Annotated in this window: 22 protein-coding genes and 1 tRNA gene; 9 read left to right on the top strand and 14 right to left on the bottom strand. The window is 71.6% G+C overall.

Going from position 1 to position 25,613, the window contains the following annotated elements:
- The coding region (locus tag ACFXOA_RS26540; protein WP_385033609.1) for a helix-turn-helix domain-containing protein at positions 1–144 on the bottom strand (144 nt) is incomplete at its 3' end.
- 3 nt (positions 145–147) lie between these two features.
- Between ACFXOA_RS26540 and tnpA the strand changes: the two genes are divergently transcribed.
- Positions 148–585 carry an IS200/IS605 family transposase gene (gene tnpA / locus ACFXOA_RS26545; RefSeq protein WP_385033612.1) on the top strand — a complete coding sequence of 146 codons (438 nt, stop codon included), beginning with the start codon at positions 148–150 and terminating at the stop codon, positions 583–585.
- Positions 586–810: 225 nt separating this feature from the next.
- Here the strand turns inward: tnpA and ACFXOA_RS26550 are convergent, their stop codons facing one another.
- The 7 genes from ACFXOA_RS26550 to ACFXOA_RS26580 form a co-directional block, all read right to left on the bottom strand.
- A complete protein-coding gene (locus tag ACFXOA_RS26550; protein ID WP_385033475.1) occupies positions 811–1,509 on the bottom strand; it encodes a hypothetical protein in 699 nt (232 codons plus the stop codon).
- A complete protein-coding gene (locus ACFXOA_RS26555; protein ID WP_362549642.1) occupies positions 1,506–1,931 on the bottom strand; it encodes a thioesterase family protein in 426 nt (141 codons plus the stop codon). The genes ACFXOA_RS26550 and ACFXOA_RS26555 overlap by 4 nt, the downstream gene beginning before the upstream one ends.
- A 5-nt stretch (positions 1,932–1,936) precedes the next feature.
- Complete coding sequence (gene ettA / locus ACFXOA_RS26560; RefSeq protein ID WP_385033478.1) at positions 1,937–3,601, bottom strand: energy-dependent translational throttle protein EttA; 1,665 nt, start codon at positions 3,599–3,601, stop codon at positions 1,937–1,939.
- A gap of 266 nt (positions 3,602–3,867) precedes the next feature.
- A complete protein-coding gene (locus ACFXOA_RS26565; RefSeq protein WP_385033481.1) occupies positions 3,868–5,391 on the bottom strand; it encodes an LAETG motif-containing sortase-dependent surface protein in 1,524 nt (507 codons plus the stop codon).
- A gap of 188 nt (positions 5,392–5,579) precedes the next feature.
- The gene (locus ACFXOA_RS26570; RefSeq protein WP_385033483.1) at positions 5,580–6,005 is read right to left on the bottom strand and encodes a single-stranded DNA-binding protein; all 426 of its coding nucleotides are present in this window, start codon (positions 6,003–6,005) and stop codon (positions 5,580–5,582) included.
- Positions 6,006–6,156: 151 nt separating this feature from the next.
- The gene (locus ACFXOA_RS26575; protein WP_385033486.1) at positions 6,157–8,103 is read right to left on the bottom strand and encodes a GTPase; all 1,947 of its coding nucleotides are present in this window, start codon (positions 8,101–8,103) and stop codon (positions 6,157–6,159) included.
- Positions 8,100–9,743 carry a dynamin family protein gene (locus tag ACFXOA_RS26580; protein ID WP_385033489.1) on the bottom strand — a complete coding sequence of 548 codons (1,644 nt, stop codon included), beginning with the start codon at positions 9,741–9,743 and terminating at the stop codon, positions 8,100–8,102. The genes ACFXOA_RS26575 and ACFXOA_RS26580 overlap by 4 nt, the downstream gene beginning before the upstream one ends.
- A 318-nt stretch (positions 9,744–10,061) precedes the next feature.
- Here ACFXOA_RS26580 and ACFXOA_RS26585 point away from each other — a divergent pair.
- Both ACFXOA_RS26585 and ACFXOA_RS26590 read left to right on the top strand, forming a co-directional pair.
- Positions 10,062–10,134: transfer RNA gene (locus tag ACFXOA_RS26585), tRNA-Arg, on the top strand.
- 447 nt (positions 10,135–10,581) lie between these two features.
- Positions 10,582–10,728 carry a hypothetical protein gene (locus tag ACFXOA_RS26590; RefSeq protein ID WP_385033492.1) on the top strand — a complete coding sequence of 49 codons (147 nt, stop codon included), beginning with the start codon at positions 10,582–10,584 and terminating at the stop codon, positions 10,726–10,728.
- Between the two features lie 75 nt (positions 10,729–10,803).
- Here ACFXOA_RS26590 and ACFXOA_RS26595 read toward each other — a convergent pair whose 3' ends face one another.
- A complete protein-coding gene (locus tag ACFXOA_RS26595) occupies positions 10,804–11,541 on the bottom strand; it encodes a TetR/AcrR family transcriptional regulator (protein WP_385033495.1) in 738 nt (245 codons plus the stop codon).
- A 122-nt stretch (positions 11,542–11,663) separates the two neighbouring features.
- Here ACFXOA_RS26595 and ACFXOA_RS26600 point away from each other — a divergent pair, with 122 nt between their 5' ends.
- A complete protein-coding gene (locus tag ACFXOA_RS26600) occupies positions 11,664–12,524 on the top strand; it encodes an SDR family oxidoreductase (RefSeq protein WP_385033498.1) in 861 nt (286 codons plus the stop codon).
- Positions 12,525–12,551: 27 nt separating this feature from the next.
- Here ACFXOA_RS26600 and manD read toward each other — a convergent pair whose 3' ends face one another.
- Complete coding sequence (gene manD / locus ACFXOA_RS26605) at positions 12,552–13,766, bottom strand: D-mannonate dehydratase ManD (RefSeq protein WP_385033501.1); 1,215 nt, start codon at positions 13,764–13,766, stop codon at positions 12,552–12,554.
- 400 nt (positions 13,767–14,166) lie between these two features.
- On the opposite strand from manD, the gene ACFXOA_RS26610 reads away from it, so the two are divergent.
- Both ACFXOA_RS26610 and ACFXOA_RS26615 read left to right on the top strand, forming a co-directional pair.
- Positions 14,167–15,465, top strand: coding sequence for a phosphoribosyltransferase family protein (locus ACFXOA_RS26610; protein WP_385033504.1), 1,299 nt, complete (start codon positions 14,167–14,169; stop codon positions 15,463–15,465).
- Between the two features lie 252 nt (positions 15,466–15,717).
- The gene (locus tag ACFXOA_RS26615) at positions 15,718–16,032 is read left to right on the top strand and encodes an L-rhamnose mutarotase (RefSeq protein ID WP_385033507.1); all 315 of its coding nucleotides are present in this window, start codon (positions 15,718–15,720) and stop codon (positions 16,030–16,032) included.
- A gap of 68 nt (positions 16,033–16,100) precedes the next feature.
- Here ACFXOA_RS26615 and ACFXOA_RS26620 read toward each other — a convergent pair whose 3' ends face one another.
- The 3 genes from ACFXOA_RS26620 to ACFXOA_RS26630 all read right to left on the bottom strand — a co-directional run bounded on the left by ACFXOA_RS26620 (position 16,101) and on the right by ACFXOA_RS26630 (position 21,523).
- Positions 16,101–17,684 carry a von Willebrand factor type A domain-containing protein gene (locus tag ACFXOA_RS26620; RefSeq protein ID WP_385033615.1) on the bottom strand — a complete coding sequence of 528 codons (1,584 nt, stop codon included), beginning with the start codon at positions 17,682–17,684 and terminating at the stop codon, positions 16,101–16,103.
- A 126-nt stretch (positions 17,685–17,810) separates the two neighbouring features.
- A complete protein-coding gene (locus ACFXOA_RS26625) occupies positions 17,811–18,704 on the bottom strand; it encodes an ABC transporter permease (protein WP_385033510.1) in 894 nt (297 codons plus the stop codon).
- Positions 18,701–21,523: an alpha/beta fold hydrolase gene (locus ACFXOA_RS26630; protein ID WP_385033513.1), complete on the bottom strand. Its 2,823-nt coding sequence runs from the start codon at positions 21,521–21,523 to the stop codon at positions 18,701–18,703. The genes ACFXOA_RS26625 and ACFXOA_RS26630 overlap by 4 nt, the downstream gene beginning before the upstream one ends.
- A 130-nt stretch (positions 21,524–21,653) precedes the next feature.
- Between ACFXOA_RS26630 and ACFXOA_RS26635 the strand changes: the two genes are divergently transcribed.
- Positions 21,654–22,073, top strand: a complete 420-nt coding sequence (locus tag ACFXOA_RS26635) for a GNAT family N-acetyltransferase (RefSeq protein WP_385033516.1) — start codon at positions 21,654–21,656, stop codon at positions 22,071–22,073.
- 156 nt (positions 22,074–22,229) lie between these two features.
- Entirely contained in the window at positions 22,230–24,296 is a 2,067-nt protein-coding gene (locus tag ACFXOA_RS26640) for a restriction endonuclease (protein ID WP_385033519.1), read from the top strand.
- Between the two features lie 17 nt (positions 24,297–24,313).
- On the opposite strand, the gene ACFXOA_RS26645 is transcribed toward ACFXOA_RS26640, so the two are convergent.
- Positions 24,314–24,904, bottom strand: a complete 591-nt coding sequence (locus ACFXOA_RS26645) for a DUF4291 domain-containing protein (protein WP_385033522.1) — start codon at positions 24,902–24,904, stop codon at positions 24,314–24,316.
- 355 nt (positions 24,905–25,259) lie between these two features.
- Here ACFXOA_RS26645 and ACFXOA_RS26650 point away from each other — a divergent pair, with 355 nt between their 5' ends.
- Complete coding sequence (locus ACFXOA_RS26650) at positions 25,260–25,574, top strand: hypothetical protein (RefSeq protein WP_385033525.1); 315 nt, start codon at positions 25,260–25,262, stop codon at positions 25,572–25,574.
- Positions 25,575–25,613: the final 39 nt, after the last annotated feature.

Genomic DNA, 25,613 nt, shown 5'->3' on the forward strand with positions numbered 1-25,613 from the left:
CGGGAACGGCATGCCCTGGCTGCGGGCGGTCTCCCGGACGCGGAGCCCGTCGTTGTAGACCACCCGCACACACCCGAACGCCTTCGCCAACGCTGTGCGCTGCCCGGCGCTCGGGTACAGACGGAAGCTGTACCGAAGCTGCACAAGATCACGCTACGCAGTGAGGTTACGAACGTCGACGCGAACATTCGTACGGGCCGCCACCGCGCTCTCCGGACGCACGTCCACCTGGCTTCCCTGACGAAGTACCGGCACCTGGTCCTCGCCGACCGACACCCGACGCGGTGCGAGAAGGCCATGCGGGCCGTGTGCGAGGACTTCGAGGCCGAGCTGGTCGAGTTCAACGGCGAGAACAACCACGTCCACCTGCTCGTGAACGTCCCGCCGAAGGTCGCCGTGTCCAAACTGGTCAACAGCCTCAAAGGCGTCTCCTCCCGGCGGCTGCGCCAAGAGTTCCCCGACCTCGTCCGCCACTACTGGCGGGCACAACGACTCTGGTCCGGCTCGTACTTCGCCGGGTCCGTCGGCGGCGCACCGCTCAGCATCGTGAAGCAGTACATCGAGCAGCAGAGCCGGCCGCTCTGACCTGAGCTGAGGTGAACAGTGCGGATCCGTGCACACAGCCGAGGTCAGAGCGGCTCTCAGATTCGCTTCACCACCGGGCTGAAGCCCGGTGCACTGCGAATAGTCCCGGTAGCACCGCCTGCCGGGGGCGCGCTCACCGCACGCGCCGCGAGCCGGCTCGCGCCCTCCCGAGCGAGCCGGCTCGCTCGGGCACTCCGCGCCCGGCCGCCCGCCGGACGACCGGACTCAGGCGGTCCCGACCGTCACGGCCAGCGTGCCGAGGCCGCCTCCGGCGGTGCCCCGCAGCGCAACCGATCCGTAGGGCGTGCGCAGCCGCAGCCAGGATCCCGCCGCCAGCAGGGCGACGGGGAATCCGGGCGCCGCGCGCAGGAAGCCGAGGGACTGGGCGGCGTGCACGGCGCGCAGCGGCAGCTCGGTGCCGCCCACCGTCCGGGACCAGATGTCCCGGCCGATCCGGTCGCGTTCCGCCCTGGTACGCAGGTCCTGGGGCAGGGCGGCGTCACGGGTGCGGAACTCGGCCACCGCGGCGGTGAGTTCGTCCCTCAGGTCGAGGGGGCCCGGAAGTCCGGGGCGTTCCCGCCACCCGCCGCGCGGGGGCAGCATCCCGGCCCACGGCGGACCGGTGACCGGTGCGGGGAGCGAACGCACTCCGGGCGCTCCCCCGGAGCCGTCCGTGTCCAGGGCTTCGAGGAGCTCACCGGCCGAGACCGTGACGTCGAACTCGTGGACCTCGGACAGCCGGACCGTGCGGATCGCGAGGACCTCGAAGGAGGGCGGCCGTCCGAAGACGGCAAGCGCCCCGCCGCCCGCCTGGAGGCGGACGGCGGCGGCCCGGTCGTAGTGCAGGAGCCGTCCGAGGAAGGCGGCGAGATCCGCCGCCTCCCTCACGTCGGCGAACTCCGCCGACCGCACTGGCACGCTCATGCGGCGGCGGGCTCCTGGTCGTCGAGGTACTCCTGGAGGAAGAGCTTCTCCTCGGCGGTGATCCGCCGGGGACGCTCCTCCGCCAGGTTGTAGGGCACGACGACCGTCGACGCCCGTACGTAGACCTGCTCGGGGTCCTTGACCTCGTAGGCGATCGTCAGCGACGCCGCGGTGATCTTCGTGACCCAGGACTCGATGGTCACCGGCTTGTGGCGGTGGACCAGCGGGCGCACGTAGTCGATCTCGTGGCGGGCCACCACGGAGCCGCCCGAGAAGGACGGCGAGCCGTCCCCGGGCGCCAGCCGGAACATGAAGTCGATGCGCGCCTCCTCCAGGTAGCGGAGGAAGACCACGTTGTTCACGTGGCCGAAGGCATCCATGTCCGACCAGCGCAGCGGGCAGTCGTAGATGTGACGGGCCAATTCGATCAGCCTCGCGTGAGCTTCTTGTACGTGGCGCGGTGCGGGCGGGCCGCGTCCGCACCGAGGCGCTCGACCTTGTTCTTCTCGTACGACTCGAAGTTGCCCTCGAACCAGTACCACTTGGAGTCGCCCTCGTACGCCAGGATGTGCGTGGCGACGCGGTCCAGGAACCAGCGGTCGTGGGAGATGACCACGGCCGCACCCGGGAACTCCAGGAGTGCGTTCTCGAGCGAGGACAGGGTCTCGACGTCGAGGTCGTTGGTGGGCTCGTCGAGGAGCAGCAGGTTGCCGCCCTCCTTGAGCGTCAGCGCCAGGTTGAGGCGGTTGCGCTCACCACCGGAGAGGACACCGGCCGGCTTCTGCTGGTCCGGGCCCTTGAAGCCGAACGCGGAGACGTACGCCCGCGAGGGCATCTCGACCTGGCCGACGTTGATGTAGTCCAGCTCGTCCGAGACGACCGCCCAGAGGGTCTTCTTGGGGTCGATGTTGGCGCGGGACTGGTCGACGTAGGAGATCTTGACCGTGTCACCGATCTTGACCGAACCGCTGTCCGGCGTCTCCAGGCCCTGGATCATCTTGAACAGCGTGGTCTTGCCCGCGCCGTTCGGACCGATGACGCCGACGATGCCGTTACGGGGCAGCGTGAACGACAGGTCGTCGATGAGGACCTTGTCGCCGAAGGCCTTCGAGAGGTGCTCGACCTCGACGACGATGGAACCGAGACGGGGGCCCGGCGGGATCTGGATCTCCTCGAAGTCCAGCTTCCGCATCTTGTCGGCCTCGGCCGCCATCTCCTCGTACCGGGCGAGACGGGCCTTGGACTTGGTCTGACGCCCCTTGGCGTTCGACCGCACCCACTCCAGCTCCTCCTTGAGGCGCTTCTGGCGCTTCTCGTCCTTGCGGCCCTCGACCTTGAGGCGGGCGGCCTTCTTGTCGAGGTAGGTGGAGTAGTTGCCCTCGTAGGGGATCGCGCGGCCGCGGTCGAGCTCGAGGATCCACTCGGCGACGTTGTTCAGGAAGTACCGGTCGTGGGTGACGGCGACGACCGCACCCGCGTACTTCGAGAGGTGCTGCTCCAGCCAGTTCACCGACTCGGCGTCGAGGTGGTTGGTGGGCTCGTCGAGGAGGAGGAGGTCCGGGGCCTCGATGAGGAGTTTGCAGAGCGCCACGCGGCGCTTCTCGCCACCGGAGAGGTTGGTGACCGGCCAGTCGCCGGGCGGGCAGCCCAGGGCGTCCATGGCCTGCTCCAGCTGGGCGTCGAGGTCCCAGGCGTTGGCGTGGTCCAGGTCCTCCTGGAGCTTGCCCATCTCCTCCATCAGCGCGTCGGAGTAGTCGGTCGCCATGAGCTCGGCGACCTCGTTGAAGCGCTTGAGCTTGCCCATGATCTCGGCGGCGCCGTCCTGGACGTTCTCCAGGACGGTCTTCGCCTCGTCGAGCTCCGGCTCCTGCATGAGGATGCCGACGCTGAACCCGGGCGACAGGAACGCGTCACCGTTGGACGGCTGCTCCAGGCCCGCCATGATCTTCAGCACCGTGGACTTACCGGCGCCGTTGGGTCCCACGACACCGATCTTCGCGCCGGGCAGGAAGTTCAGGGTGACGTCGTCGAGAATCACCTTGTCGCCGTGCGCCTTGCGCGCCTTGCGCATGGTGTAGATGAACTCAGCCAAGAGAAACCGTCCGGCAGCAATAGAGGTGTGGGCAGATACACCCATCTTGCCTGACGTGGGCGCCCGGAAGGAAACCAGTCCGCTCCCCGGTACGGTCCCGCACGTCGGGAGGGTGCGGCGCCGCACGCACGTCGGGACGCGCGGCCCCGCGGCGTCCGCGCCGGCCCGGGAAGGGGCCGGCGCGTCCGGCCGGGAGCGCGAAGCGCCCGGCACGGAGATCCGTGCCGGGCGCCTCACAGGTGCGCGCTTCGCGCACCTGTGGTCACTCACTCACCGCTGCTCTGCGGCTTCTTCCGGCGGAGCAGGAAGACCGCGCCGCCGCCGAGGACGACGAGGGCGATGGCGACACCCGCGATCACGGGGGTGGCGCTGGAGCCGCCGGTCTCGGCGAGGTCGCCCTGGCCACCGGTGGTGCCGGTCTGGGCGGGGGTGGGCTGGGCGCCGCTCTGGGTCGTGGTGTCGTCACCCGGGGCGGGGGTGCCCGCGGTGGCGCAGTCCAGGACGCCCTTGAAGTTCTTGCTGAAGCCGCCGGGGCCGGTGATCGTGAAGTCGTACGGCTGGTCCTCGGCGACCGGGACCGTCACCGTGCGGGTCTCACCTGCGGCGATGGTGTGCTTGGTACCGGCCAGCTCGAAGGTGAAGTCCTCGTCGCCCTCGTTGCTCGCCGTGATGTCGACGCCGCCCTTGGCGCAGTTCTTCTCCGCGGTGATCGCGGGGACCGGACCCTTGTCGGCCCAGGTCGCGGTCGCCGCCGCGGTGACCGTGGACTCGCTGGAGCCGGCGAGGATCATGGTCTGGCTCTTGGTGAGCCCGGCGAAGACCCGGCCGACCGGCACGGAAGTGTTCGCCTGGACGGTCAGCGAGGCGGAGCCGTCGGCCGCGTCCTCGGGGATGTCGAAGTAGAGGCCGGTGCCGTCGGTGGCCTCGGTGACGGGCTTTCCGTCCTTGTCGGTGACGGTGACGCCGCCGGCCGCGGCGTCCGCGGGCGGCGTCACGGAGACCTGGCCGGCGTCGGTGCGGACGGTGACGGGGCCGACCCGCTCACCGGCCTTGCCGGATACGGCCGCGGGCTCCAGGGCCACGGAGGCCTTCGGCTCCGCGAGGCTCTGCGCGGACTTCTCGAGCCAGTCGGCCAGCTTCTCGGCGTGCTCGTCCTTGGCCTCGACCTCGGCCTTGTCGGAGAAGCGCCAGATGGCGACCTGGGTGCCCGCGGCCGCGGTCTTCGCGGTCAGCGGACCGCTGCCCGCCTCCTTCGCGAGCGCCGCGAGGTCGTCGACCTGCGGGAAGGAGTGCTGCAGGATCCAGCGGATCTTGCCGGCGTTCTCGTTGGCCCCGAGCGAGGTCTGGTCCCAGGGGGTCTCCAGGTACTTCGCCCGCTCCTGGGTGGGGTTGTGGATGTCGATGCAGTACGTCTTCAGCTGGCCGCCGCCGTCGACGTCGAGCTCGAACAGGCCGGCGGGCAGTTCCTTCGTGCCGGCCTTCTCGCCACCCTGGCCGCCGGTGTGCAGCACGGCGCTGTCCCAGGTCTTCAGTCCGTCCAGCACGGCGGTCGCCCCGCCCTGGTGCTGGCCCGTCTCGTCCGCCGGGGCGGCGCTCGCCGCCGAGGCTCCCACCAGGGTTCCCGCGGCCACGAGGCCCGCGGCGAGCATCGCCGCCGCCGCGCGGACGAGGCCGTGGCCCCGCCGCGTCCCACCCTGCTCCTGATACCGCCTGCTCCCGCTCCGGCTCCCTATGGAGCCCTCCGTCGCCGCCGTGGACGACGAAGTGGATGCTGAAGACACAGAAAACACAGAATTCCCCTCCGGGCGAGGCCTTCACGCTTGGGGCGCGTGTGGGAGGTGCCTCGCCAGCAAACTCAAGTGCCGCATGAGTACGGAGGAATCGTATGGAGCGAGCGTAGAGGAATCCCCTGTCATACCGTCCGACAACCATTCCGACTCGTAATCGTTATCGCCGAGTTCGGCGTGTCCCCTGCTGTTCAGGACACCGATGCCATTTCCGTGGCCGGTTTCTGACGATGCGTAGGCGCGGTGAGAGAGGGATCGGCTCTGGCCACCCTCCGGAAGGCAGCCGTCCCCCTCGTCAGGTCATGGCCCACCGCCACCGCCTCGATGTCGACGAAGGTCCGCCACACCCCGCCCCGCTCCTCCTCACGCACCTTGAGGCGGCCGTGCACGACGAGCGGCTCCCCGACCGAGACCGAACCGGACAGGTTGGCCGCCAGCGTCCGGCGCGCCCACACCGTGTAGAAACTCGTGCGGCCGTCCGTCCAGTTCTGCTGCTCCCGGTCCCATCGCCGGGGTGTCACCGCCAGACGGAATCGCGCCGTCGCCCCTGCCGCCGTCTCCCGGAAGTCCACCGCCGTCGCGGCGTTTCCCACCAGTGTCACCACGGTCTCGTTCATTTCCCGTCCCCCGATTCCCCGCTGTGCTGTGCCGCCGTCCGCCCGCGTCCTCCTCGGGCCGGTGCGGGGTGACGACATGCGGGCCGGTGCCTTCGTCCGACCCCCGCACACCATCCTGGGCGTAAAACGGGAATCGCGCGGGGCCTGTGGATTACCGGCCGGTTGTGGAGAACTCCGTCACCGCCACGTACCGCTCCCGGACCTCGCGGTAGCGCGCGAGCTCGGCGGCGACCGGGTCGAGGACCCTGGCCCTTCCGCAGCCGGCCGCGGCCTCCCGGAGCCGGCGTTCCGCCTCCTGCCCGTACCGTCGGGCAGGCCCCCGGGCCGCAGCCGCGCACGCCCATTCGACGAGCGGACCGCCGACGACCCCGGCGAGCATCAGCAGGGCGGGGGTGAGCAGCCCGGGTTCGAGCACTCCGACGATCTGCCCGAGCAGCCACAGTCCGCCGAAGATCTGGAGCAGCGTCATCGATGCCTGCGCGAGGACGGCCGCCGGCCACCACGCGGGGCGCGGCGGCTTGGCTCCGCGTCCTGCCCTGGTCTTCGCGGCGCGCTTGTCCGGCACCGCCGGGCCGCGGGTGCCCGGGTCCGCAGCGGCGCGTTCGCCCGCCACCGCCGGGGTGGCCGCGGTGTCACCGCGGCCCCGCCCCGCGGCTCCCGCCTGCACGTTCCTCGACAGTTCGTCCAGCGCCTCGGGCAGTCCCTCCGCGCCGTTCACGGCTGCCTCGCGGACTGCCAGCGCCCATGGAGCCGGCAGTCCGCCGGCCGCGTCGTCCGCCAGTTTCCGGACGGCCTGCTCCACCCGTTGCCGGGCCGTCAGCTCCTCCTCAGGCGGTGTGAGCACCTGGGCCATCAGGTCGAGGCCGCCGCCGAGTTGCCGGGTGGACTCGTACCAGCGCCACAGCCGCAGCCAGGGCGTCCCGCAGGCCCGTCCGGCGTTCCTGCGCCACTCGCGTTCCGCCGCCTCCCCGGCCGCGGTCGCGCCGACTGCCTCGGCGAGCCGGTCGGTGAACTGCTCGCGGGCCCGCTCCCCCAGCCCCGGACGGCCCTCGGTGACGTAGACGGGGCGGAGGCGCTCGGCTGCGGCGTCCAGGTCGGCGGAGAGCCGGCGGGCCGCCGCCGTACGGGCCTGGACGAAGGTGCCCAGCATCTCCCGCAGGTCGCTCACTCCGGCGCCGGTGAGAGCGGACAGGGACATGACCGTGGCGCCCGGCTCACCGTGCTCCCCCACGGCCATGCCGTCCTCGTCGAGCAGCCTTCGCAGGTCGTCCAGGACCAGGTCGGCCGCCTCGCCGGGGAGCCGGTCGATCTGGTTGAGCACCACGAAGGAGATCTCGGCGTGGCCGGCGAGCGGCCGCAGATAGCGCTCGTGCAGGGCCGCGTCCGCGTACTTCTCCGGGTCGACGACCCAGATCACCGCGTCGACCAGGGCGAGCACCCGGTCGACCTGTTCACGGTGGCCGGTGGCCGCCGAGTCGTGGTCGGGCAGGTCCACGAGGACGAGCCCTTGAAGCGCCTCGTCGGCGGCTGTCCCCTGCTGCACGGGCCTGCGGCGCAGCCGGCCGGGGATGGCCAGCCGGTCGAGGAGGCCCGCGGCGCCGTCGGTCCAGCTGCAGGCGATCGGGGCGGAGGTGGTCGGCCTGCGCAGCCCCGTGTCGGAGATCTGGATGCCCGCGAGGGCGTTGAAGAGGGTGGACTTCCCGCTTCCGGTGGCCCCGGCGATGGCGACGACCGTGTGCCGGGAGGAGAGCCGCCGGCGGGCGGACGCCTCGTCGAGGACCCGGCCGGCCTCGGCGAGGGTGTCCGCGTCGAGACGGGCGCGGGACAGGCCGACCAGTTCGCGGAGCGCGTCCAGGCGCGGGCGCAGCGGGCTTCCGGGCGGGCCGTACGCCTCGACCTCGGGCCCGGACTCCGTCTCTCCCTGACGCTCGCGCCCGGCGGCGTTCTTCGCGGCGTCGGTGGCCCGGCGGGCGATCAGCCCGTCGTCCCAGCCCCGCCCGCCGTCCTGCCCGGACCCCTCGGCCGCTCCGGACTCCGGCGCCTTCCCGGACTCCGGCGCCTTCCCGGGGTCCCGGCCCTGGTCAGTGACGGCAGTCATCGCTGCCACCTCTCCTTCTGCAGTACGGACAGTGCCGCGATGAGCTCGGCCTGCGGCTCCGGGGCGACTTCGAGCGCGTCCAGCGGGGCGAGCCTCCGGTCGCGCTCGCCGTGCATGACCTGGTCGAGGCACTCGGTGAGCAGCGCCCCGCCCTTGTCCCGGAGCCTCAGCGCCCCCTGGGCGCCGATCCGTTCGGCGAGCTGTTCCCCGGCACCTCTGGCTCGGCGCCCCCCGAGCAGCGCCGCCGCGAGGAGCGCGGAGACGGTCTCGGCGTCGGGGGCGGCGTTGCGTTCGAGGAGCCTCGTCTCCTCCTCCGCCAGCTCCTCCAGGACCCGCCGCCAGCGCCGTACGGCCATGCCGATCCGGCCTTGGACGTCCTCGGCCGGTCCCCATCCCCCGTCCTCCCGTCCGGCGTCCTCGAACCGGAAGTTCCCGGCGGCGGGTTCGCGCTGCCAGGTGGTGCGGATCCGTTCGTCGGACGCGGCCACGGCGCACTGCAGCAGGGCGGCCAGGCTCTCCACGAGGGCGTCGAGCAGTTCCCCGGCGGTGCTGTAGAGCGGGTATCCGCGCCAGCGGGTGCGGGCGCCGCCCGCGAGCACCGCGCCGTCCCGGAGCCGTCGGCGTACCCGCGACAGCTCCGTGCCGTAGGCGTCCTCGACCACTCCGGTGAGCCGGACCGCCGCGGCGTACTGCGCGGCCACGGCGGCGGCGAGTTCGGGCATCCGTACGTTGAGCGAGTCGATGACCCCGGACGCCGTACGCCCCACGGCCTGCTGACGGGCGGCCGGATCCTGCGCGCGATGGGTGAGCCAGGCCTTCAGAGGCGTGACGGCGGTGGTCGGCAGCAGACCGCTGCCGCCTCCGGCGGACTCCGGCAGTTCGGGGATGGTGAAGCGGGGCACCTCGCCCAGTCCGGCCCTGGTGAGCAGCGCGGCGTACTGCCGGGAGACCTCGGCGATCACCTGGTGCGGCACCCGGTCGAGGACGGTGACCAGCGAGACGTCGTACTCCTTGGCCGTGCGCAGCAGATGCCACGGCACGGCGTCGGCGTATCGGGAGGCCGTGGTGACCATCACCCACACGTCGGCGGCGCAGATGAGTTCCGCGGCCAGGAACCGGTTGCCCACGACGAGCGAGTCGATGTCCGGGGCGTCCAGGAGTGCCAGTCCACGGGGCAGGGTCGCGGCGGTCTCCACCCTCAGCACGGTGTCGTCCCGGTCGCCCTCGGCGCCGAGCTGGTCGAGGCCGTCGGGGTCCTGGCTCTGCCCCGGCGGCAGCCATACGCGGGTGAGCTGAGGCAGCACCCTGGCTCCGGCGAACCAGTGGTGGTCGTCCGGGTGGCACACGAGTACGGGCGTCCGGGTGGTGGGCCGCAGCACACCGGCCTCGCTGACGCGGCACCCCACCAGCGAGTTGACGAGTGTCGACTTGCCGGCGCCGGTGGATCCTCCGATCACCGCGAGCAGCGGCGCGTCGGGATCCCTCAGCCGGGGCACGAGGTAGTCGTCGAGCTGGGCGAGCAGTTCGGTCCGCGTCCGGCGGGCGCGCGGGGCGCCGGGGAGCGGGAGTGGAAGACGCACGGCAGCGACACGGTCGCGCAGGGCGGAAAGTGCGTCGATGAGCTGGGGCCGTACATCCATGGTTACCACATGCGAAGAATGCCCAATTTTGGAGCCTTTTTGAAGCGTATGGGCCCTCTCTGCGCGGCGAATCCACCCCGGGGACAGAGCGGACGAGTGGGACGCAGGCATAACGAGTGCACAACACCCGGGGCGCGAGGCGCCAAAAGCGATGCACGAATCGCACCCACCTGCGATTATCGGTTCGCTTCACCGAACCTCCACATCGTGCCACGCAGGTGAAGCAACCGGGACTGGGCGATCGGAGCCCTATCCTTGTCCCGGCACCGTCGCGGATGGCCTGAACCAGCGCCTTCCGGGACACCAGGCCGGCACCCGGCCCCCGTAGCTCAGTGGATAGAGCAGGCGCCTTCTAAGCGCTTGGCCGCAGGTTCGAGTCCTGCCGGGGGCGCACATCGCGCACCACTGTGAGGCCCTCCGTCCCGGGGGGCCTTTCTGCTGGTCAGGGGCACGTTAGCGGGCGGGGCGTAGCGGGGACGTAAGCGCCGGACCGGCCCCGTGCGAGCACGAGGGCGGTCCGGTGTCGGCCTCTTCGGTGACGGTGTGCCCCCGCGATCACGCGGGCCTGGGAACCGCGCAGGCAGCCCGTACGAGCCCACCCGGGCTCCCTGGACGGGCGACCGCACGAACACATCCCCCGGAGCCCGTGGCTTGACGAACAGCGGCGCCCCCGCCCCACGGCGGCTCGCTCCAACCGCATCCCTCAAAGAATCGACCGACAGAGGTCGGCGCCGGGACTCACGAAGCCTCAGAAGTTGCTCAAGACCTCTCATCGCGAGTGCCGTCGAACTGACGGTCGTGGAATGGTCATCCCACGCTGCGGCAGGACTTCACGCTCGTGGACGGACGCGCACGTGATCGAGACGGGGCGAACATCATCGGAGTGCTGGGAACGGGCGAAAAGATCGCCATGGCCGTCGCGACGGTGTCAGCCATCGGGCTGATCGCCGTCGCGATCCGCAGGCTCGGCACGTCGAAGCGATAGAGGCCTCATCTCAACCCGGCGCGAGCGGACTCGCGAGAGATGATGTCGGCCGGCCGCCCTCGACATGACGTGAGGTCAGCCGGTCGGCGCACTTCCGTCCGCGGCCAGGCGGTCCAGCCATTCGCGCAGCAGGCGCTGTTCGGCGTCGCTCAGGGGCACCGCCTCGCCGGAGACGTCGAGGAGTGCGGCCCGCAGCGCGCGGGCCGCCGGGGCGGGGCCGGACTCGGTGGCGGAGAGCGTCGGTTCGGTACGGGTGACGGCGGCGACCATGGACTCGCGGAGAATGCTCAGCAGCGCCGGATCGCGGCGTTCCGCCGGGGTGGAGCACCAGGCGATGACCGCACCCCGGCCGGTGGCCTGGATGATCTGGGCCGCCAGTTCCTCGTCGACCCGCAACCACCCGCCTGCCGCCAGTCGGCGCACCCGGCGGTGGAGGATCTCCAGACCGGCACGATGCGCCATGTCCGCGCCGCGGCCGGAGGCCCTGTTCATCACCTCGAACAGCTCGGGCCGCGAGATCCCGAACTCCACCACCGAGTCCCAGCCGCGACGGAGCTCCTCCACCGGATCCTCCGGAGCCGGCTTCAACTGCGCGCGCTTGCTCTCCAGGAACCGCGCGTAGCCGTACTCGGCCACCGCCTCCAGGAGTCCTTCCTTGTCGCCGAAATGGCGGTAGATCGCCGGCGGCTGCACCCCGGCGGCCGCGGCGACCGCGCGGGTGCTCACCGCCGCCGCCCCTCCTTGCTCCAACAGTTCGACGGCCGCTTCGACGATGCGGCGGCGGGGCGAGTCGGGGGTCTCACGTGGCGGCATGTAATCGATGATATCGGAATGATGATTCCATCGTTAGTTCCAGTGTTACCGTTGACGTGATTCCAATGGAAACACCCGCTGGAAGCAATGGAAGCTTCACTGGAAACATCCGGGAGTACTTCATGATCATCGTGACCGGAGCCACCGGAAAGCTCGGCCGCCGTACGGTCGAGCGCCTTCTGGAGCGCGTTCCCGCCGACCGGGTCGGCGTCAGCGTGCGGGACCCGCACAAGGCGCGGGCCCTCGCGGACCGCGGTGTCCGCGTCCGGCAGGGCGACTTCGACGACCCCGCCTCGCTCGTGCACGCCTTCGAGGGGGCCGAGCAACTGCTGCTCGTCTCTCTCGACCGTGTGGGCGAGGAGTGCGTCGCCGGTCACCGCACCGCCGTCGACGCGGCGGTGAAGGCGGGCGTCGGCCGCATCCTCTACACCAGTCAGATGGGCGCCGCCCACGACTCCCGCTTCCAGGCGTGCCGCGACCACGCCGTCACGGAGGAGATGCTGCGTTCCTCGGGGCTGCCGTGGACCGCCCTGCGCAACGGCTTCTACGCGGCCAGTGCCCTGCAGTTCCTGGAGCCCTCGCGCCACACGGGCGGCATCGTCCTCCCCGCCGACGGTCCCGTCGCCTGGACCGGCCATGACGATCTCGCCGAGGCCACCGCGGTGATCCTCACGGAGGAGGGCCGGTTCGAGGGGCCCACCCCGCCGCTGACCGGAACGGCGGCCCTCGACTTCGACGCCGTCGCCGGGATCGCCTCCCTGGCGACAGGGCGCCCCTTCACCCGTACCGTCGTCCCCGATGGCGCCTTCCGCGAGCAGTTCCTGGCACACGGCGCCCCCGCACCGGCCGCCGACCTGGTGCTGAGCATCTTCGCGGCGGCCCGGCACGGCGAGTTCACCGCTGTGGATCCCACTCTGGCCGGGCTCATCGGGCGGGAGCCCGCCGGTTTCCGCGAGCTGCTGGAGGAAGCCTGGGCGCGGTAGTGCCCCGAACCGCGGCGCGGGTGGCGGTCACCAGTCGTGGACGGTGCCGTCCTGGAGGCGGTTGACCGGGAGGTAGGCCGCTTCGTACGGGTGGGCGGCGGCGAGTTCCTCGTCCAGCTCCACGCCGATGCCCGCCGCCTCGCCCGGGTGCAGGTGCCCGTCCGTGAAGGTGTACGCGTGCCGGAACACCTCGTCGGTGAGAGCCGAGTGGCCGGAGTACTCCTGGATCCCGAAGTTGTGGACGGCGAGGTCGAGATGGATCGCCGCGGCCATGCCGACCGGGGAGATGTCCTCGGGGCCGTGCACGGCGCTCTTGATCTGGTAGAGGCCGGCGAGGTCGAAGAGCTTGCGCAGCGGGGTGACGCCTCCGAAGTGGGTGACGGCGGAGCGCACGTAGTCGATCAACTGCTCGGTGATCAGGGTCTGGTAGTCCTGCACCGTGTTGAAGACCTCGCCGATGGCCAGCGGGGTGGTGGTGTGGCGGCGGACGAGGCGCAGCGCCTCCTGGTTCTCCGCCGGGGTGCAGTCCTCCAGCCAGAAGGGCCGGTAGGGCTCCAGGTCCTTGCCGAGCCGGGCCGCCTGGATCGGGGTGAGGCGGTGGTGCGCGTCGTGGAGCAGGGGCAGTTCGTCACCGAACTCGGCGCGGACCGCCTCGAACACCGACGGGATGTGGCGCAGATAGGCGTCGGTGTCCCAGTCCTCGACCAGGGGCCGGGCCTGCTGGTGGAGGACGGGCGCACCCTCACCGTCGGTGCTGTGGACGCCGTAGACGGCCTTCAGGCCGGGGATGCCGGTCTGGATGCGGACGGCGGGGTAGCCCTGGGCGAGTCTGGCCCGTACGGAGTCGAGGAGTTCGGGGATGTCGCGGCCGTTGGCGTGGCCGTAGGTGCGTACGCGTTCCCTGCTCGCTCCGCCGAGGAGCTGGTACAGCGGGAGGCCCGCGGCCTTGGCCTTGATGTCCCAGAGCGCCGTGTCCACGGCTGCGATCGCGGCCATGGTCACCGGGCCGCGGCGCCAGTAGGCGCCTCGGTACAGGTACTGCCAGGTGTCCTCGATCCGGTGCGGGTCGAGGCCGGTGAGGAGCGGCGCGACATGGTCGGCGAGGTAGCCGGCGACGGCGAGTTCACGGCCGTTGAGCGTCGCGTCACCGAGGCCGGTCAGTCCTTCGTCGGTGGTCACCTTGAGAGTGACGAAGTTGCGGCCGGGGCTCGTGACGACGACCTTCGCGTCGACGATCTTCATGCGGGTGCGCTCTTTCCGGTGGCTCGGGAGGCTGGAGGGGCGTGGTGGACCGGACGTCGGGTGCACCGCTCCCCAGGGTGACCGGTTCGGGCCCGGCCACCGGGCAATTCTGTCCGGGGCCCCGGTGGTCCGGACAGCCCCCTCCCCGTGGCCGCTCGCTCACGCCACCGTCCACACATCCCTGGGTGGCCGCGGAACGAAGGAGGCCGCGGGGGTACGGCCCCGCACCACCTCCCCGGTCCGCTCCGCCCCGGCGGCGCCCGTTCCCTCCGTCCCGGACCGCGCTCCAGGTTGCCGGGGCACCGGCCATTGGTTTGTTTGGAGGGGTAGGGCATGCGGCGACGGCCGGTCCGCCCCGCACGCCGGTGTCTGCTGTCCAGGTCCCCGGAGGCGAGCCCCAGTGCTGTTCACCGACCGCAAGGAAGCCGGACGCCGGCTCGGCGGGGCCGTGCGACACCTGGCGCCGCGCGACCCGGTCGTCCTGGGTCTGCCACGGGGCGGGGTTCCCGTCGCGTACGAGGTGGCACGGGCGCTCGGCGCACCGCTCGACGTGATCGTGGTCCGCAAGCTCGGGGTCCCGCACCACCCGGAGCTGGGCTTCGGCGCCATCGGCGAGGGCGGGGCCCGGGTCATCAGTGACGACATCGTCCGCCACGCCGGCGTGAGGGACGAGAAGCGGGTGGCCGTGGAGCGCGCGGAGGGGGCGGAGCTCCGGCGGCGGGCGGGCGCGTACCGGGCAGGGCGTCCCCGCCAGCCGCTGACCGGGCGCACGGTGGTCGTGGTGGACGACGGGGTCGCCACCGGGGCCACGGCCGGGGCGGCCTGCCAGGTGGCCCGGGCCCAGGGCGCCGCGTACGTCGCACTCGCCGTACCGGTGGCCGCCCCGGACGCCGTGGCCCGGCTGCGGGGGGCCGTGGACGAGGTCGTGTGCCTCTCCACCCCGGCCCTGTTCTCGGCCGTCGGCGAGTGGTACCGCGACTTCTCCCAGACCTCCGACGAGGAGGTCGTCGCGCTCCTGGGGCGGTCCTCGGGAGGCGGCACGGCCGAGGCCGTCGATGTGGACGCGGGCGGGGTCCCGCTCGCCGGGGACCTCACTCTGCCGCCGGGCGCGGAGGCGGTGGTGGTGTTCGCCCACGGCTCGGGCAGCAGCCGCCACAGTCCGCGTAACCGCTCGGTGGCGTCGGCCCTGAACGGCGCGGGGCTCGGCACCCTGCTGTTCGACCTGCTCACTCCCGGCGAGGAGGTCTACCGCGCCAACGTATTCGACATCGCTCTGCTCGCCGGGCGCCTGACGGACACCACACGATGGCTGGGCACCCTCGTCCCGCTGCCCGTGGGCGTCTTCGGGGCGAGCACGGGGGCCGCGGCCGCGCTGCGGGCAGCGGCCGCGACGGACTCGCGGATCCGCGCCGTGGTATCCCGGGGAGGGCGCCCCGACCTGGCCGGAGCCGACCTGTCCGGGGTCCGGGCGCCGACCCTGCTGATCGTGGGCGGTGACGACACCACCGTGGTGGATCTCAACCGCCAGGCACAGGCGGCGCTCCACTGCGAGAACGAGCTGGCGACCGTCCCCGGCGCCACGCACCTCTTCGAGGAACCGGGCGCCCTGGACCGGGTGTCGGACCTCGCCCGGGACTGGTTCACCGCCCACCTCCTCCCCGGCGACGGGCAACCGGCGGCACAGCGCGGGGAGTTCTGACTTCACGCCGCCCACGGGGCGGGTGACTTCCGGCCGGGCACGGGCGCGGGCCGGACAGGGGAAGTGGGTCCGGGCAGTGGGCCTGTGTGGCTCTGCGGGGATGAATCGATCCACAGCCGCCCGAGCTCAGCCCATTGACCCCACGGCCGTACCCCGTCTAGCTTCCCAACCACTCGATTGAAACCTTTCATCGCCTCGCCGCGCGGCGCCGGCACCATCGGCACGTCCGGCTTCTGATCGGAGGAACAGCCCATGCAGCGCGTCTGCTTCCTGCTCCAGGTCCGCGAGGACCGCAAGGACGAGTACCGCGAACGTCACGCCGCGGTGTGGCCGGAGATGCTCGCCGCACTGTCGGAGGCGGGCTGGCACAACTACTCGCTCTTCCTCCGCGAGGACGGTCTGCTCGTCGGTTACCTGGAGACGGAGGACTTCGACGCCGCCCGGGAGGCCATGGCCGCGACGGAGGTCAACGCCCGGTGGCAGCGGGAGATGGGGGAGTTCTTCGAGCAGTCCGAGGCCGCCGACGAGGCGATGGTCCCGCTGACCGAGGTCTTCCACCTGGCCTGAGACACCAGGGCGGTCCGTCGACGCGCCTCGGGCCCGGCAGGGGGTCCTGCCGGGCCCGAGGCCGGGTCTCAGTCGAGTTCGCCCTCACCGGACGAGCCGGGCCGCTCCGATCCCGCGCCGTTCCTGAGCCGGTCGGCCTGCTCGATCGCCGTGGCGAGCTTCTCCACCGAGCCGTCCTCGGTGGAGACGGCCAGTTTCCTCGCCCGGGAGGCGAGTTCACCGAGGGAAGGTGTTCCGGGGAGATCGCCTCCGCGCAGGGTGTCCGCGAAGTACGCGGCGACCGCCGTCACCTGGAGCCGGGCGCCCGCGCCGTCCCAGAGGCGGCCGTCAACGGCTCCGGTATCCACCGATCCGCTCTCCTCGTGGGCCTTGCGGGTCTTCGGGTCCAGCCAGCGCACGGTCGCCGTGGCCACACGCCCGGAGGCGCCCTCCCGGAGGCGTACGGCGTAGAGCGCGGTCACGGTGTGGCCCGGGCCGACCTCGCCGCCGTCCACGGAGTCGTCGCGGAAGTCGTCGTCGGCGACCTTGCGGTCCTCGTAGCCGATCAGCTTGAACTGCTTGACGTTCTTCCGGTCGAATTCCACCTGCGCCTTGGCGTCCCGGGCGCGGAGTTCGACGTGGGCGGGCAACTGGTCGACGAAGACCTTCCTGGCCTGGTCCTCGTCGGAGATGTAGGTGGTGTTGCCGTCACCCTTGTTGGTGAGGCGCTCCATCAGCTCGTCGCCGTAGTCGCTGCCGACGCCGACGCCGAACAAGGTGATGCCGTACTCCTCGCGGGCGTCCCCGATGCGCTCCAGGATCGCGTCCGCCTCGGTCTCCCCGGTGTTGGCGAGTGCGTCGGAGAGCAGGACGACCCTGTTGTTGGCGCCCTTGCGGTGCCCCGCTGCCGCCTCCCGGTAGCCCTGCTCGATACCCGCCCCCAGGTTGGTGGAGTCGGTGGGTTCCATCTCGTCGATCGCGTCCCGGACCTTGGTCCGGTTGCCCTGGAGACGGGTCATCGGCAGCAGGGTCTCGGCCTCGTCGCTGAAGGTCACCAGGGAGACGGAGTCGTCGTCGCGGAGTTCGTCCGCCAGGATGCCCAGCGAGGTCTTCGCCAGGTCGAGCCTGCCCGGTTCGGCCATCGAGCCCGAGATGTCGACGACGAACGTCAGCGCCGCGGGCGGCCGTTCGCCGGTCTTCGCCTCGGCCCTGGTGGCCAGTCCCACGCGCAGGAGCGACCAGTCGGAGGCTCCGGCACCGGGGCGGGCGCCGTCGACGTGCACGGAGAAGCCGTTGCCCTCGGGCTGCTCGTAGCCCTGGCGGAAGCTGTTGACGAACTCCTCCGGGCGTACCGTGCCGGCGTCCGGCAGGCGCCCGTCGCCCAGGGTGCGGCGGGCGTATCCGTAGCTCGCGGTGTCCACGTCCAGCGCGAACGTCGACAGGTAGTCGGGCGCCGCGCTCTCCTGCCCCGCCTCGTCCCGCTCCTCGACAGCCGCGCCCTCACGCTGTCCCGGGGCGGGCGGTTGCTTCCCCCCGGCGGGACCGCCGTTGCCGGCGACCCCCCGGTCGGCCGACGAGTGCGCGCCGTCGCCCGACGCCCCGCAGCCGGTGATCAGAAGTCCGCCCAGCAACAGGGCGACTGCCGCCCGGTAGGTGCTCGTCCCGCGTTCCATCCGTACCCCCCACGTCGTGGACATCTGTGAATGTGACGCGCGAGGGGGCCGGGCGGAGTCGTCGGAAGCGTTGCGGAACAGTCTCGATGGCGCAACGGCGGGCGGCGGGGCGGCGGAACGTCAAGGTCAGGACACGATGTCCTTACGACTGAACCCCCGGAAGGCGAGGGCGAAGAGGATCAGGGCATAGGTCACCGATACGGCCGCGCCCTTGGCCATCCCTCCCCATTCGAGATCGGGCTGCAGTGCGTCGGCCCAGGCGAACTGCCAGTGCGCGGGCAGGAATTCACGCCAGCTGCCGAGGGCCGTGACGGCGTCCAGCACATTGCCGACGATGGTGAGGCCGACCGCCCCGCCCACGGCGCCGAGCGGCGCGTCCGTCTTCGTGGACAGCCAGAACGCCAGCCCGGCGGTGACGAGTTGGGAGACGAAGACGAAGGCGACGACGAGCGCGAGCCGGGGCACCGTGTCGGAGGTGGCGAGCGCACCCCCGGTGGGCAGTTTCAGCGGCCCCCAGCCGTAGGCGGCGGCCCCGGCCCCCAGAGCCACCAGCGGCAGCAGCACCATCGCGGCCAGGCTGAAGCCCAGCGCCACGACGAGCTTGCTCCACAGCAGCCGTGAGCGGGGCACGGGTGCGGCGAGGAGGTAGCGCAGCGAGGACCAGCTCGCCTCGGACGCCACGGTGTCCCCGCAGAACAGGGCGACCGGGACGACCAGCAGGAAACCGGCGGAGACGAAGAGTGCGGTCGCGGCGAAGTTCGCGGCGGACTCCGTGGCGACGTCCATGAGGTTGATCCGCGAACCGCCGCCTCCCCCTCCCCCGCCGTCCCCGCCACCGGGGGTGCCGCCGATGGCGAACGCGATGACCAGGATGAACGGCAGCGCGGCGAGCACCCCGCCCATGAGCAGGGTGCGGCGCCTGCGCAGCTGCCTCATCGCCTCCACGCGCAGCGGCAGGGTGCGGCTGGCCTGGTAGCCGGGCGCTTCTGCGAGGGCCCGGATCTCTGTTGCGGAGCTCATGCGGATCCTTGGGAGATGAGGGTCAGGAAGGCGTCCTCCAGGCGGCGGTGCGGTCCGACTCCCGTCACCGGCACGTCCAGACGCACCAGGTCGGCGACGAGTTGTTCCGCGCCCGCGCCGTCGAGGCGGACGAGCAGCCCGTGGCCGTCGTCCGTGCGTACGGCGGATCCGACGCCGGGCAGGGCGGCCACCTTCTCCACGAGCGGCTCGGCCACCTCGCTCGCGGTCGTGACGAGCAGCATGTCGCCGGAGCCGGTGATCTCGGCGACCGGTCCGGCCTGGACGAGCCGGCCCCGGTCCATGACGGCCAGGTGGGTACAGGACTGTTCCACCTCGGAGAGGAGGTGGCTGGAGACGATCACCGTGCGTCCGCCGGCCGCGTACCGGATCATCACGTCGCGCATCTCGCGGATCTGGGGCGGGTCGAGCCCGTTGGTCGGCTCGTCGAGGATGAGGAGGTCGGGCATGCCGAGCATGGCCTGGGCGATGGCCAGGCGCTGCCGCATGCCCTGGGAGTAGGTGCGTACGGCCCGGGCGAGGGCGTCGCCGAGCCCCGCGATCTCCAGTGCCTCGTCGATGTGGGCGTCCTCGGCGGGACGCCCGGTGGCCTGCCAGTACAGCTCCAGGTTGGAGCGGCCCGAGAGGTGCGGGAGGAAGCCCGCGCCCTCGACGAACGAGCCCACACGGGAGAGTACGGGCGCTCCGGGGCGGATGGCGTGCCCGAAGACCCGGATCTCACCGGCGTCCGGGGTGATCAGGCCCATCAGCATGCGCAGGGTGGTGGTCTTGCCCGCCCCGTTCGGCCCGAGGAGGCCGAGTACCTGCCCCTTCTCGACCCGGAAGCCGAGGTCGCGTACGGCGTACCGGTCGGTGGACCCGGAGTACTTCTTGGACAGGTCCGTGATCCGCAGCGGTACGTCGGCGAGTGCCGGGTCGGGCGCGGGCGTCGCGGTGCGCCGGCGCGCGGTGAGCAGCAGGACCGCCGCGATGACGGCCCCGGCGGCCGGGAGCCCCCAGGTCCACCAGGGCAGGGCCGCCGCGGCGGTCTTCACACCGGGCGCGGTGGGCACGGTGAGCGCCCCGTCGAGGGTGACGGTGTACGTCGCGGGCTCGGCGGGTGAGGCATAGGCGAGGTCGGTCGCGGAGAGCACCAGGCGGAGCCGGTGCCCGGCGTCGACCTCGTGGTCGACGGCGGGCAGGGTCAGCTCGACGGGCCTGCCCTGCTCGGCGGGGGTGATCCGGTAGGGGGCGACGAGCTGGGAGGGCAGGACCTGCTGCTTCCCGTCCGGGGAGACGTCGTAGACCTTGCCGAACAGGACCGCGTCGCCCTGGTCCGCCTTGACGTTCACGGTGACGGTGGGCGATCCGGTGACGTGCACGGGGCGGTCGAGCGGGGCAGACTCGAAGCCCGCGTACTGCCCGGGGAAGTCGAGTGAGAGCCCGACACCGAGCGAGGACAGCTGGGAGAGCCCGCCCCCGATGCCGGGGACGGCGGAGACGGAGGGCGGGTTGGCTCCGGCGGGGTTGCGGAAGGTCTGGGTGAGGCCGTCCGCCGCCGTGCGCCCGCTTCCTCCGGTGCCACCGGTCGCGGGAGTGTCCCGCCCGCCGGTGCCACCGGTCGCGGGGGTGTCCCGCCCGCCGGCTCCCTGCCCGCCGGTCATCCCCGGTGCGCCCTGTCCGCCGGCGCCGGCGCCCGGTGCGGTCTGCTGCCGGACGCCCGTGAGGGCGATCTTCCGTCCGCCGCTGTTCAGCCCGGGGTAGGAGTCACTGCTCGCGCCGCGCTTCAGTGCGGCGCCGTCGGTGGAGTCGACACCGCCGGTCCGGGTCACGCGGAAGCCCGGCCCGGTGTCGGCGCCCTTGTCCTTCTTCAGGTACCGGTCGAACCAGGCACCGACCCTGCCCTGGATCCGGTCGCCCTCGTCGTCCCCGCCGTCGTGGCCCCCTGCGATCCAGTCGACCGACACGGGGGCGCCGTTGCCCTCGATCGCCTTGGCCATGGCGTCGGCCTGGCCGAGCGGGAAGAGCGAGTCGCTCTGGCCCTGCATGATCAGCGCGGGTACGTCGATCCGGTCGGAGACGGCCTCGGGGGAACGTTCCGTCAGGAGCTCGCGGGCGGCGGCGTCCGGCTTGCCGTTCACGGCGACCCGCTCGTACATCTCGCACAGCTGCTTCGAGAACCTCTCGCAGCCACCGCCGGAACTGACGAAGATCCCCGCCCAGAGCTTCTTGAAGACCCCGTCGGGGAAGAGCGCGTCGGCGAGGTTCCAGTAGCTGATCACCGGGGCGATGGCGTCGACCCGCTTGTCGTAGCCGGCGGCGAGCAGCGAGATGGCACCCCCGTACGAGGCGCCGGTGACACCGACCCGGGGGTCGCCCTTCGCGTCGAGCTCCACCTCGGGCCGGTCAGCCAGCCAGTCGATGAGCCCGGAGACGTCCTTCACCTCGGCGTCGGGGGCGTTGAGGGTGATCTCCCCCGTGGTCCTCCCGAATCCGCGGGCGGACCAGGTCATGACGGCGTACCCGTCGGCGGCGAGCTTCTCGGCCTGGGCGCGCACGTCGTTCTTGCTGCCGCCGAAGCCGTGCCCGATGAGGACGGCGGGCCTGCGCCGCGAGCCCCCGGACGTGAAGTAGGAGGTGTCGACCGACACCCCGTTCATCTTCATCATCCGGTCCTGCCGGTGCACGGTGGGGGCGCTGTCGTCGGCGACGGCGGTCCAGGTACCGGCACCCGCGAGCACGGCGAGGGCGGCGACGACCGCGGCCCACCGGCCTGGGGTGCGGGGCAGCCGGTGCCGCCACCGGGAAGTCGGTTTCTGCATGACTCGACCCTAAAGGGCTCGCATCCGGGGCCCCGGTGCCGCCAGGGTGAGGTGTCCCGCATCCCCGAGAGGTACGCCCACCCCACCCCGTACTGCGGACGCGGTACGCCACCCGTCGAAGGGCCCTTACATGGACATCCGCCCCGCGACCACCACGTCGGAGCTCCTCGCCGCCGTACGCCTCTACGACGCCCCGCCCCGCCCCGAGTGGGCGGCCCGCTTCCTCGCGGCGGGCGGCCATCTGATGCTGATCGCGTACGTGGACGGCGCCCCGGCGGGTTTCGTCTCGGGCATCGAGATGCTCCACCCGGACAAGGGCACGGAGATGTGCCTGTACGAGCTCTCCGTCGACGAACCCTTCCGCCGGCGCGGTGTCGGCCGCGCGCTGACCGAGGCGCTGGCGGCCGAGGCGCGGCGGCGCGGCTGCTACGGCATGTGGGTGGGCGTGGACCGCGACAACGACGCGGCGCTCGCCACGTACCGCTCGGCGGGGGCTTCGGACGACGGGGACTTCACCATGCTGGTGTGGGAGTTCGGCGGGGCGGGGTGAGAAGGACGACCGCTGCCCGGTCTCGAGAGTGCCGACCCTGCGGGTACGTCGTCCCTTCTTCGGTGAGTGGATGTGCATGCGGCAATTGCTGACTAGAGTCGTCTGGTTACAGCTGGTTGTGGGGACAGCCGGTGCCTCGGGGAGGGCGTGCATCATATGAGTCGTAGGTCTGGTGGTCTGGTCGGCGTCTGGGCCGAGGCGCAGAGGCAGCAGCAGCGGCAGCTGGAAGCCGAAGCCAGGCGGCAGAGGCAGCAGGAACAGCAAGCGCGGGCCTACCAGCGCCGCGCCGCGCAGAGCCACCGGGAGTACAGGCAGGCAGAGGCGCTGCGACGCACCGAGGAACTGGACGCGCAGGTCGCCTCGCTGCGGGGACTGCTGGCATCAGGGTGCCGGGCTCCGGCCTTCAGGGCCGCCTCCTTGATGCGGGCCGAGGAGGTGCAGCCTTTCGCACCGGGGGCGTTGGCCCAGCCGGTACCCATGCCTGATTTCAACCACTACCAGAGTCAGGGGGGTTGGACCGCCGGCCGTCGAGCCCAGGCTCAGACGGAGGCCAGGGCGCGGTTCGAGCGGGACTGGCAGGCGGCACAGGCGGCGGAGGCCCGGCGGCAGCAGGAGCTGGCGTCCTACCAGCGGCAGTATCAGCAGTGGGCCGATGGCCGGTTGGCCGAGGTACGGCGCCACAACGCCGGCGTCGCAGCGGTGACCGAGGGTATGAGGCAGCGAAACCCGGACGCGGTGATCGAGTACTTCTCCGCCGCGCTCTACGCCTCGACCGTGTGGCCGGAAGGATTTCCGCGCCGACTGGCGGCTGCCTACGACTCCTCCGCCGGGCAGCTGGTACTGGACTGGGAGCTGCCCGCCTTCGATATCGTGCCGGAGGTGAAGTCCGTCCGGTACATGTCGGGTGTCGGTCAGGACAAGGAGATCCCTCGCCCACTGACCCAGCGCCGAACCGTCTACGGAGAGATCCTGGCTCAGTGCGTGCTTCTCGTCCTGCACGAGTTGTTCGCGGCGGACGAGCAGGGGGCCCTCGAGTCGGTCGCCCTGAACGGATTCGTCGACGGGCACGACCCGTCCACCGGACGACCTGGTCACATCGTTCTCGCGACGGTGATGGCCGCGCGCTCCTCGTTCCGTGATTTGCACTTGTCGCAGGTGGACCCGGGCAGCTGCCTGACCGACGCACTGCGCGGGCAGCTCTCGCCCCGACCGGACCAGCTCGCCCCCGTACGGCCGGGCAGGCGCCCCGCGGACGTCGGAAACGGCGTTGTCTCACACGGCGATGACGAGGACCCCGACCTCTTCGCCATGGACCCGATCGCCTTCGAGAACCTCGTGGCCGAGCTCTTCCGGGCGATGGGAATGCAGGCAGTGACCACCCAACGCTCCAACGACGGCGGCGTGGACGTCGACGCGTTGGATCCGGCACCGATCCGTGGCGGAAAGATCGTCGTACAGGTGAAGCGCTACCGCAGAACGGTGCCGCCCACCGCCGTCCGCGATCTGTACGGGACGGTGCAGGACGCCGGTGCGAACAAGGGCGTTCTCGTCACGACCTCAGGATTCGGGCCCGGATCACACACCTTCGCCAACGGCAAGCCACTGGAGCTCATCTCCGGTCCGGAACTCGTCGATCTGTTGCACCGTCACGGTCTGCGGGGGCGGCTCGGCGACGGAAGCCCGCAGACGCCGGGCCACCGGCCCCAGCCCGCCGCGGCTCCGGACACTCCGCCGCCTGACGACTACAACATCCTGGGAATCTCGTGGAAGGGCAGCACTGCGCTGGACGTGTGCGCTCTCGTCTGCCGTGGCGACCGGGTGCTCAGCGAGGACCACTTCGTCTTCTTCAACAACCCGCGGTTGGCGGACGGGTCGGTGCGGACTCTCCCCGCGGACGCACCCGACAGGTCCGCGATCTGCGTGTCGTTCGATGCGCTGCCGGAGGAGGCCGACCGGCTCGTTCTCGTGGCGGCCGTCGATCCGGAGATCAACCCCGAGGCCGATCTCGCCGGCTTCACGGACGCCCGCATCCGCCTGCTCGACCCGGGTATGGCTGAGCTGGGCGTGCTCGAGGTGTCGGACGGCCGGCCACGGGAGACGGCGTTGGTGCTCGGCTCCTTCCGCCGGAGACCGAACGGGGACTGGGACTTCGTACTGGGCGGCAAGGGCTACACCGGCGGGCTCGAAGAGCTCGTGCAGGACTTCGGCATCGAGGTGGAGTAGTCCTCGGACGAGCCCGCTCACCTGCCGGCCGGCACTGGAGGTCTGACGCCCGACAGAGGTTCCTCGACGGGCAGGAGTGCCATGGCGCGGTCCTGTTCGCCGGCCCTGACGAGCCGGTGGACCTCGTGCGCGAGCGGGGTGACGTCGGTGACGGAGACGAGCCACTCGTCCGCGTACCGCCTGGCGGCCTCGCCACTCAGCCCGAGCTGGAGCGACCGATGGGGCAGCGGGTTGAGGTGGAGGTCGCGTTCCGGGTCCCACTGGACGCGCGCGGGGCTGCGGCGCAGGTTGCGCTGCCAGGTGGCCCGGTCGGGGTGCACTCCCCTTACGTAGTGGGAGAGTTCGGCGTTCTCCAGGGCCCAACCGAAGCCCTCGCGGCTGATCTCCACGGCGAGGACGGTCTCCTGGCCCTCCTTGGTGCCCCATCCGCAGCGGTACATCATCCAGAGGAAGCTCGGCTTGATCCAGGTCATGCGGTCGCGCTTCCAGGCGGCCGGGAAGCGCCCGTCGCGGGCGGCGGGCAGACCGATGAGCGGCGAGTAGGCCTGGTAGACGGTGACGGTGGTGGCGGTGTGCCGGGCCCGGATCTCGTGCTGCGGTGCGGTCATGGCCCCAGGATGGCCCGGGTGTCAGGCTCCCTGCCACGGGTTTTGGGTAAGTCCGGAGCTGTCGGTGTGCGGCCCCGTCCGGCCACGAGCTGCCCGGGGCCGGCGCGTTCGCGGCCGGACGGGAGGGTCAGGGCCGTCGCGTCGGCACTCCTCGCGGTGTCGGGGTGAGGCGGAGCACGGCGCGGCGCAGCTCCGCCGCGAGACGGCGCAGGTGCGTCAGCTCTGATCGGAGGACCATGCTTCCCCGGTCAGATAGCCTGCGGCCATGGGGGGCACAGGGCAGGATGCGTTAGGGAGCATCGACACGCCGAGGCCTGAGGGCTTGTCGTGGTGGAGGCAACTGGCGCCGGTGTGGGTGAACTTCATCATCGGGCTGCCCGCCGTGGTGCCCTTGCACTCGGCCTGGTTGCTGCTGACCGAGTACCGCTCCTGCGCGTTCAACAGCGCAGGATTCGAGAGCGACTGTGGAAGTTTCGACGTCATCGAAGGGGCCGGGTGGGCCAGGGCCGGCGTCGTTGTTCTCGGCGGGCTTGGTTTGTTGCTGGTCGTAGCCATTGACGTGGTCTTCCCCGCGGCCTACGGGCATCGGATCCGACCGTGGCTGCTCGGGATGCTCGTCATTCCGGTCCCGTATCTGATCGCCATCACATCGCTTGCCCTGGTCGGTTGAGATACCGCCCGGCAATTCGTTCATCGACCGGGATTCGTG

This window comes from Streptomyces sp. NPDC059166, assembly GCF_042755185.1.
Lineage (GTDB): Bacteria > Actinomycetota > Actinomycetes > Streptomycetales > Streptomycetaceae > Streptomyces.

Coding starts and splice junctions, on each gene's coding strand:
- ACFXOA_RS26570 (WP_385033483.1), bottom strand. CDS start 6,005: ATGAACGAGACCGTGGTGACACTGGTGGGAAACGCCGCGACGGCGGTG.
- ACFXOA_RS26600 (WP_385033498.1), top strand. CDS start 11,664: ATGATCATCGTGACCGGAGCCACCGGAAAGCTCGGCCGCCGTACGGTC.
- ACFXOA_RS26630 (WP_385033513.1), bottom strand. CDS start 21,523: ATGCAGAAACCGACTTCCCGGTGGCGGCACCGGCTGCCCCGCACCCCA.
- ACFXOA_RS26575 (WP_385033486.1), bottom strand. CDS start 8,103: ATGACTGCCGTCACTGACCAGGGCCGGGACCCCGGGAAGGCGCCGGAG.
- ACFXOA_RS26595 (WP_385033495.1), bottom strand. CDS start 11,541: ATGCCGCCACGTGAGACCCCCGACTCGCCCCGCCGCCGCATCGTCGAA.
- ACFXOA_RS26550 (WP_385033475.1), bottom strand. CDS start 1,509: ATGAGCGTGCCAGTGCGGTCGGCGGAGTTCGCCGACGTGAGGGAGGCG.
- ACFXOA_RS26580 (WP_385033489.1), bottom strand. CDS start 9,743: ATGGATGTACGGCCCCAGCTCATCGACGCACTTTCCGCCCTGCGCGAC.
- ACFXOA_RS26640 (WP_385033519.1), top strand. CDS start 22,230: ATGAGTCGTAGGTCTGGTGGTCTGGTCGGCGTCTGGGCCGAGGCGCAG.
- ACFXOA_RS26620 (WP_385033615.1), bottom strand. CDS start 17,684: ATGGAACGCGGGACGAGCACCTACCGGGCGGCAGTCGCCCTGTTGCTG.
- ACFXOA_RS26615 (WP_385033507.1), top strand. CDS start 15,718: ATGCAGCGCGTCTGCTTCCTGCTCCAGGTCCGCGAGGACCGCAAGGAC.
- ACFXOA_RS26645 (WP_385033522.1), bottom strand. CDS start 24,904: ATGACCGCACCGCAGCACGAGATCCGGGCCCGGCACACCGCCACCACC.
- manD (WP_385033501.1), bottom strand. CDS start 13,766: ATGAAGATCGTCGACGCGAAGGTCGTCGTCACGAGCCCCGGCCGCAAC.
- ACFXOA_RS26635 (WP_385033516.1), top strand. CDS start 21,654: ATGGACATCCGCCCCGCGACCACCACGTCGGAGCTCCTCGCCGCCGTA.
- ACFXOA_RS26625 (WP_385033510.1), bottom strand. CDS start 18,704: ATGAGCTCCGCAACAGAGATCCGGGCCCTCGCAGAAGCGCCCGGCTAC.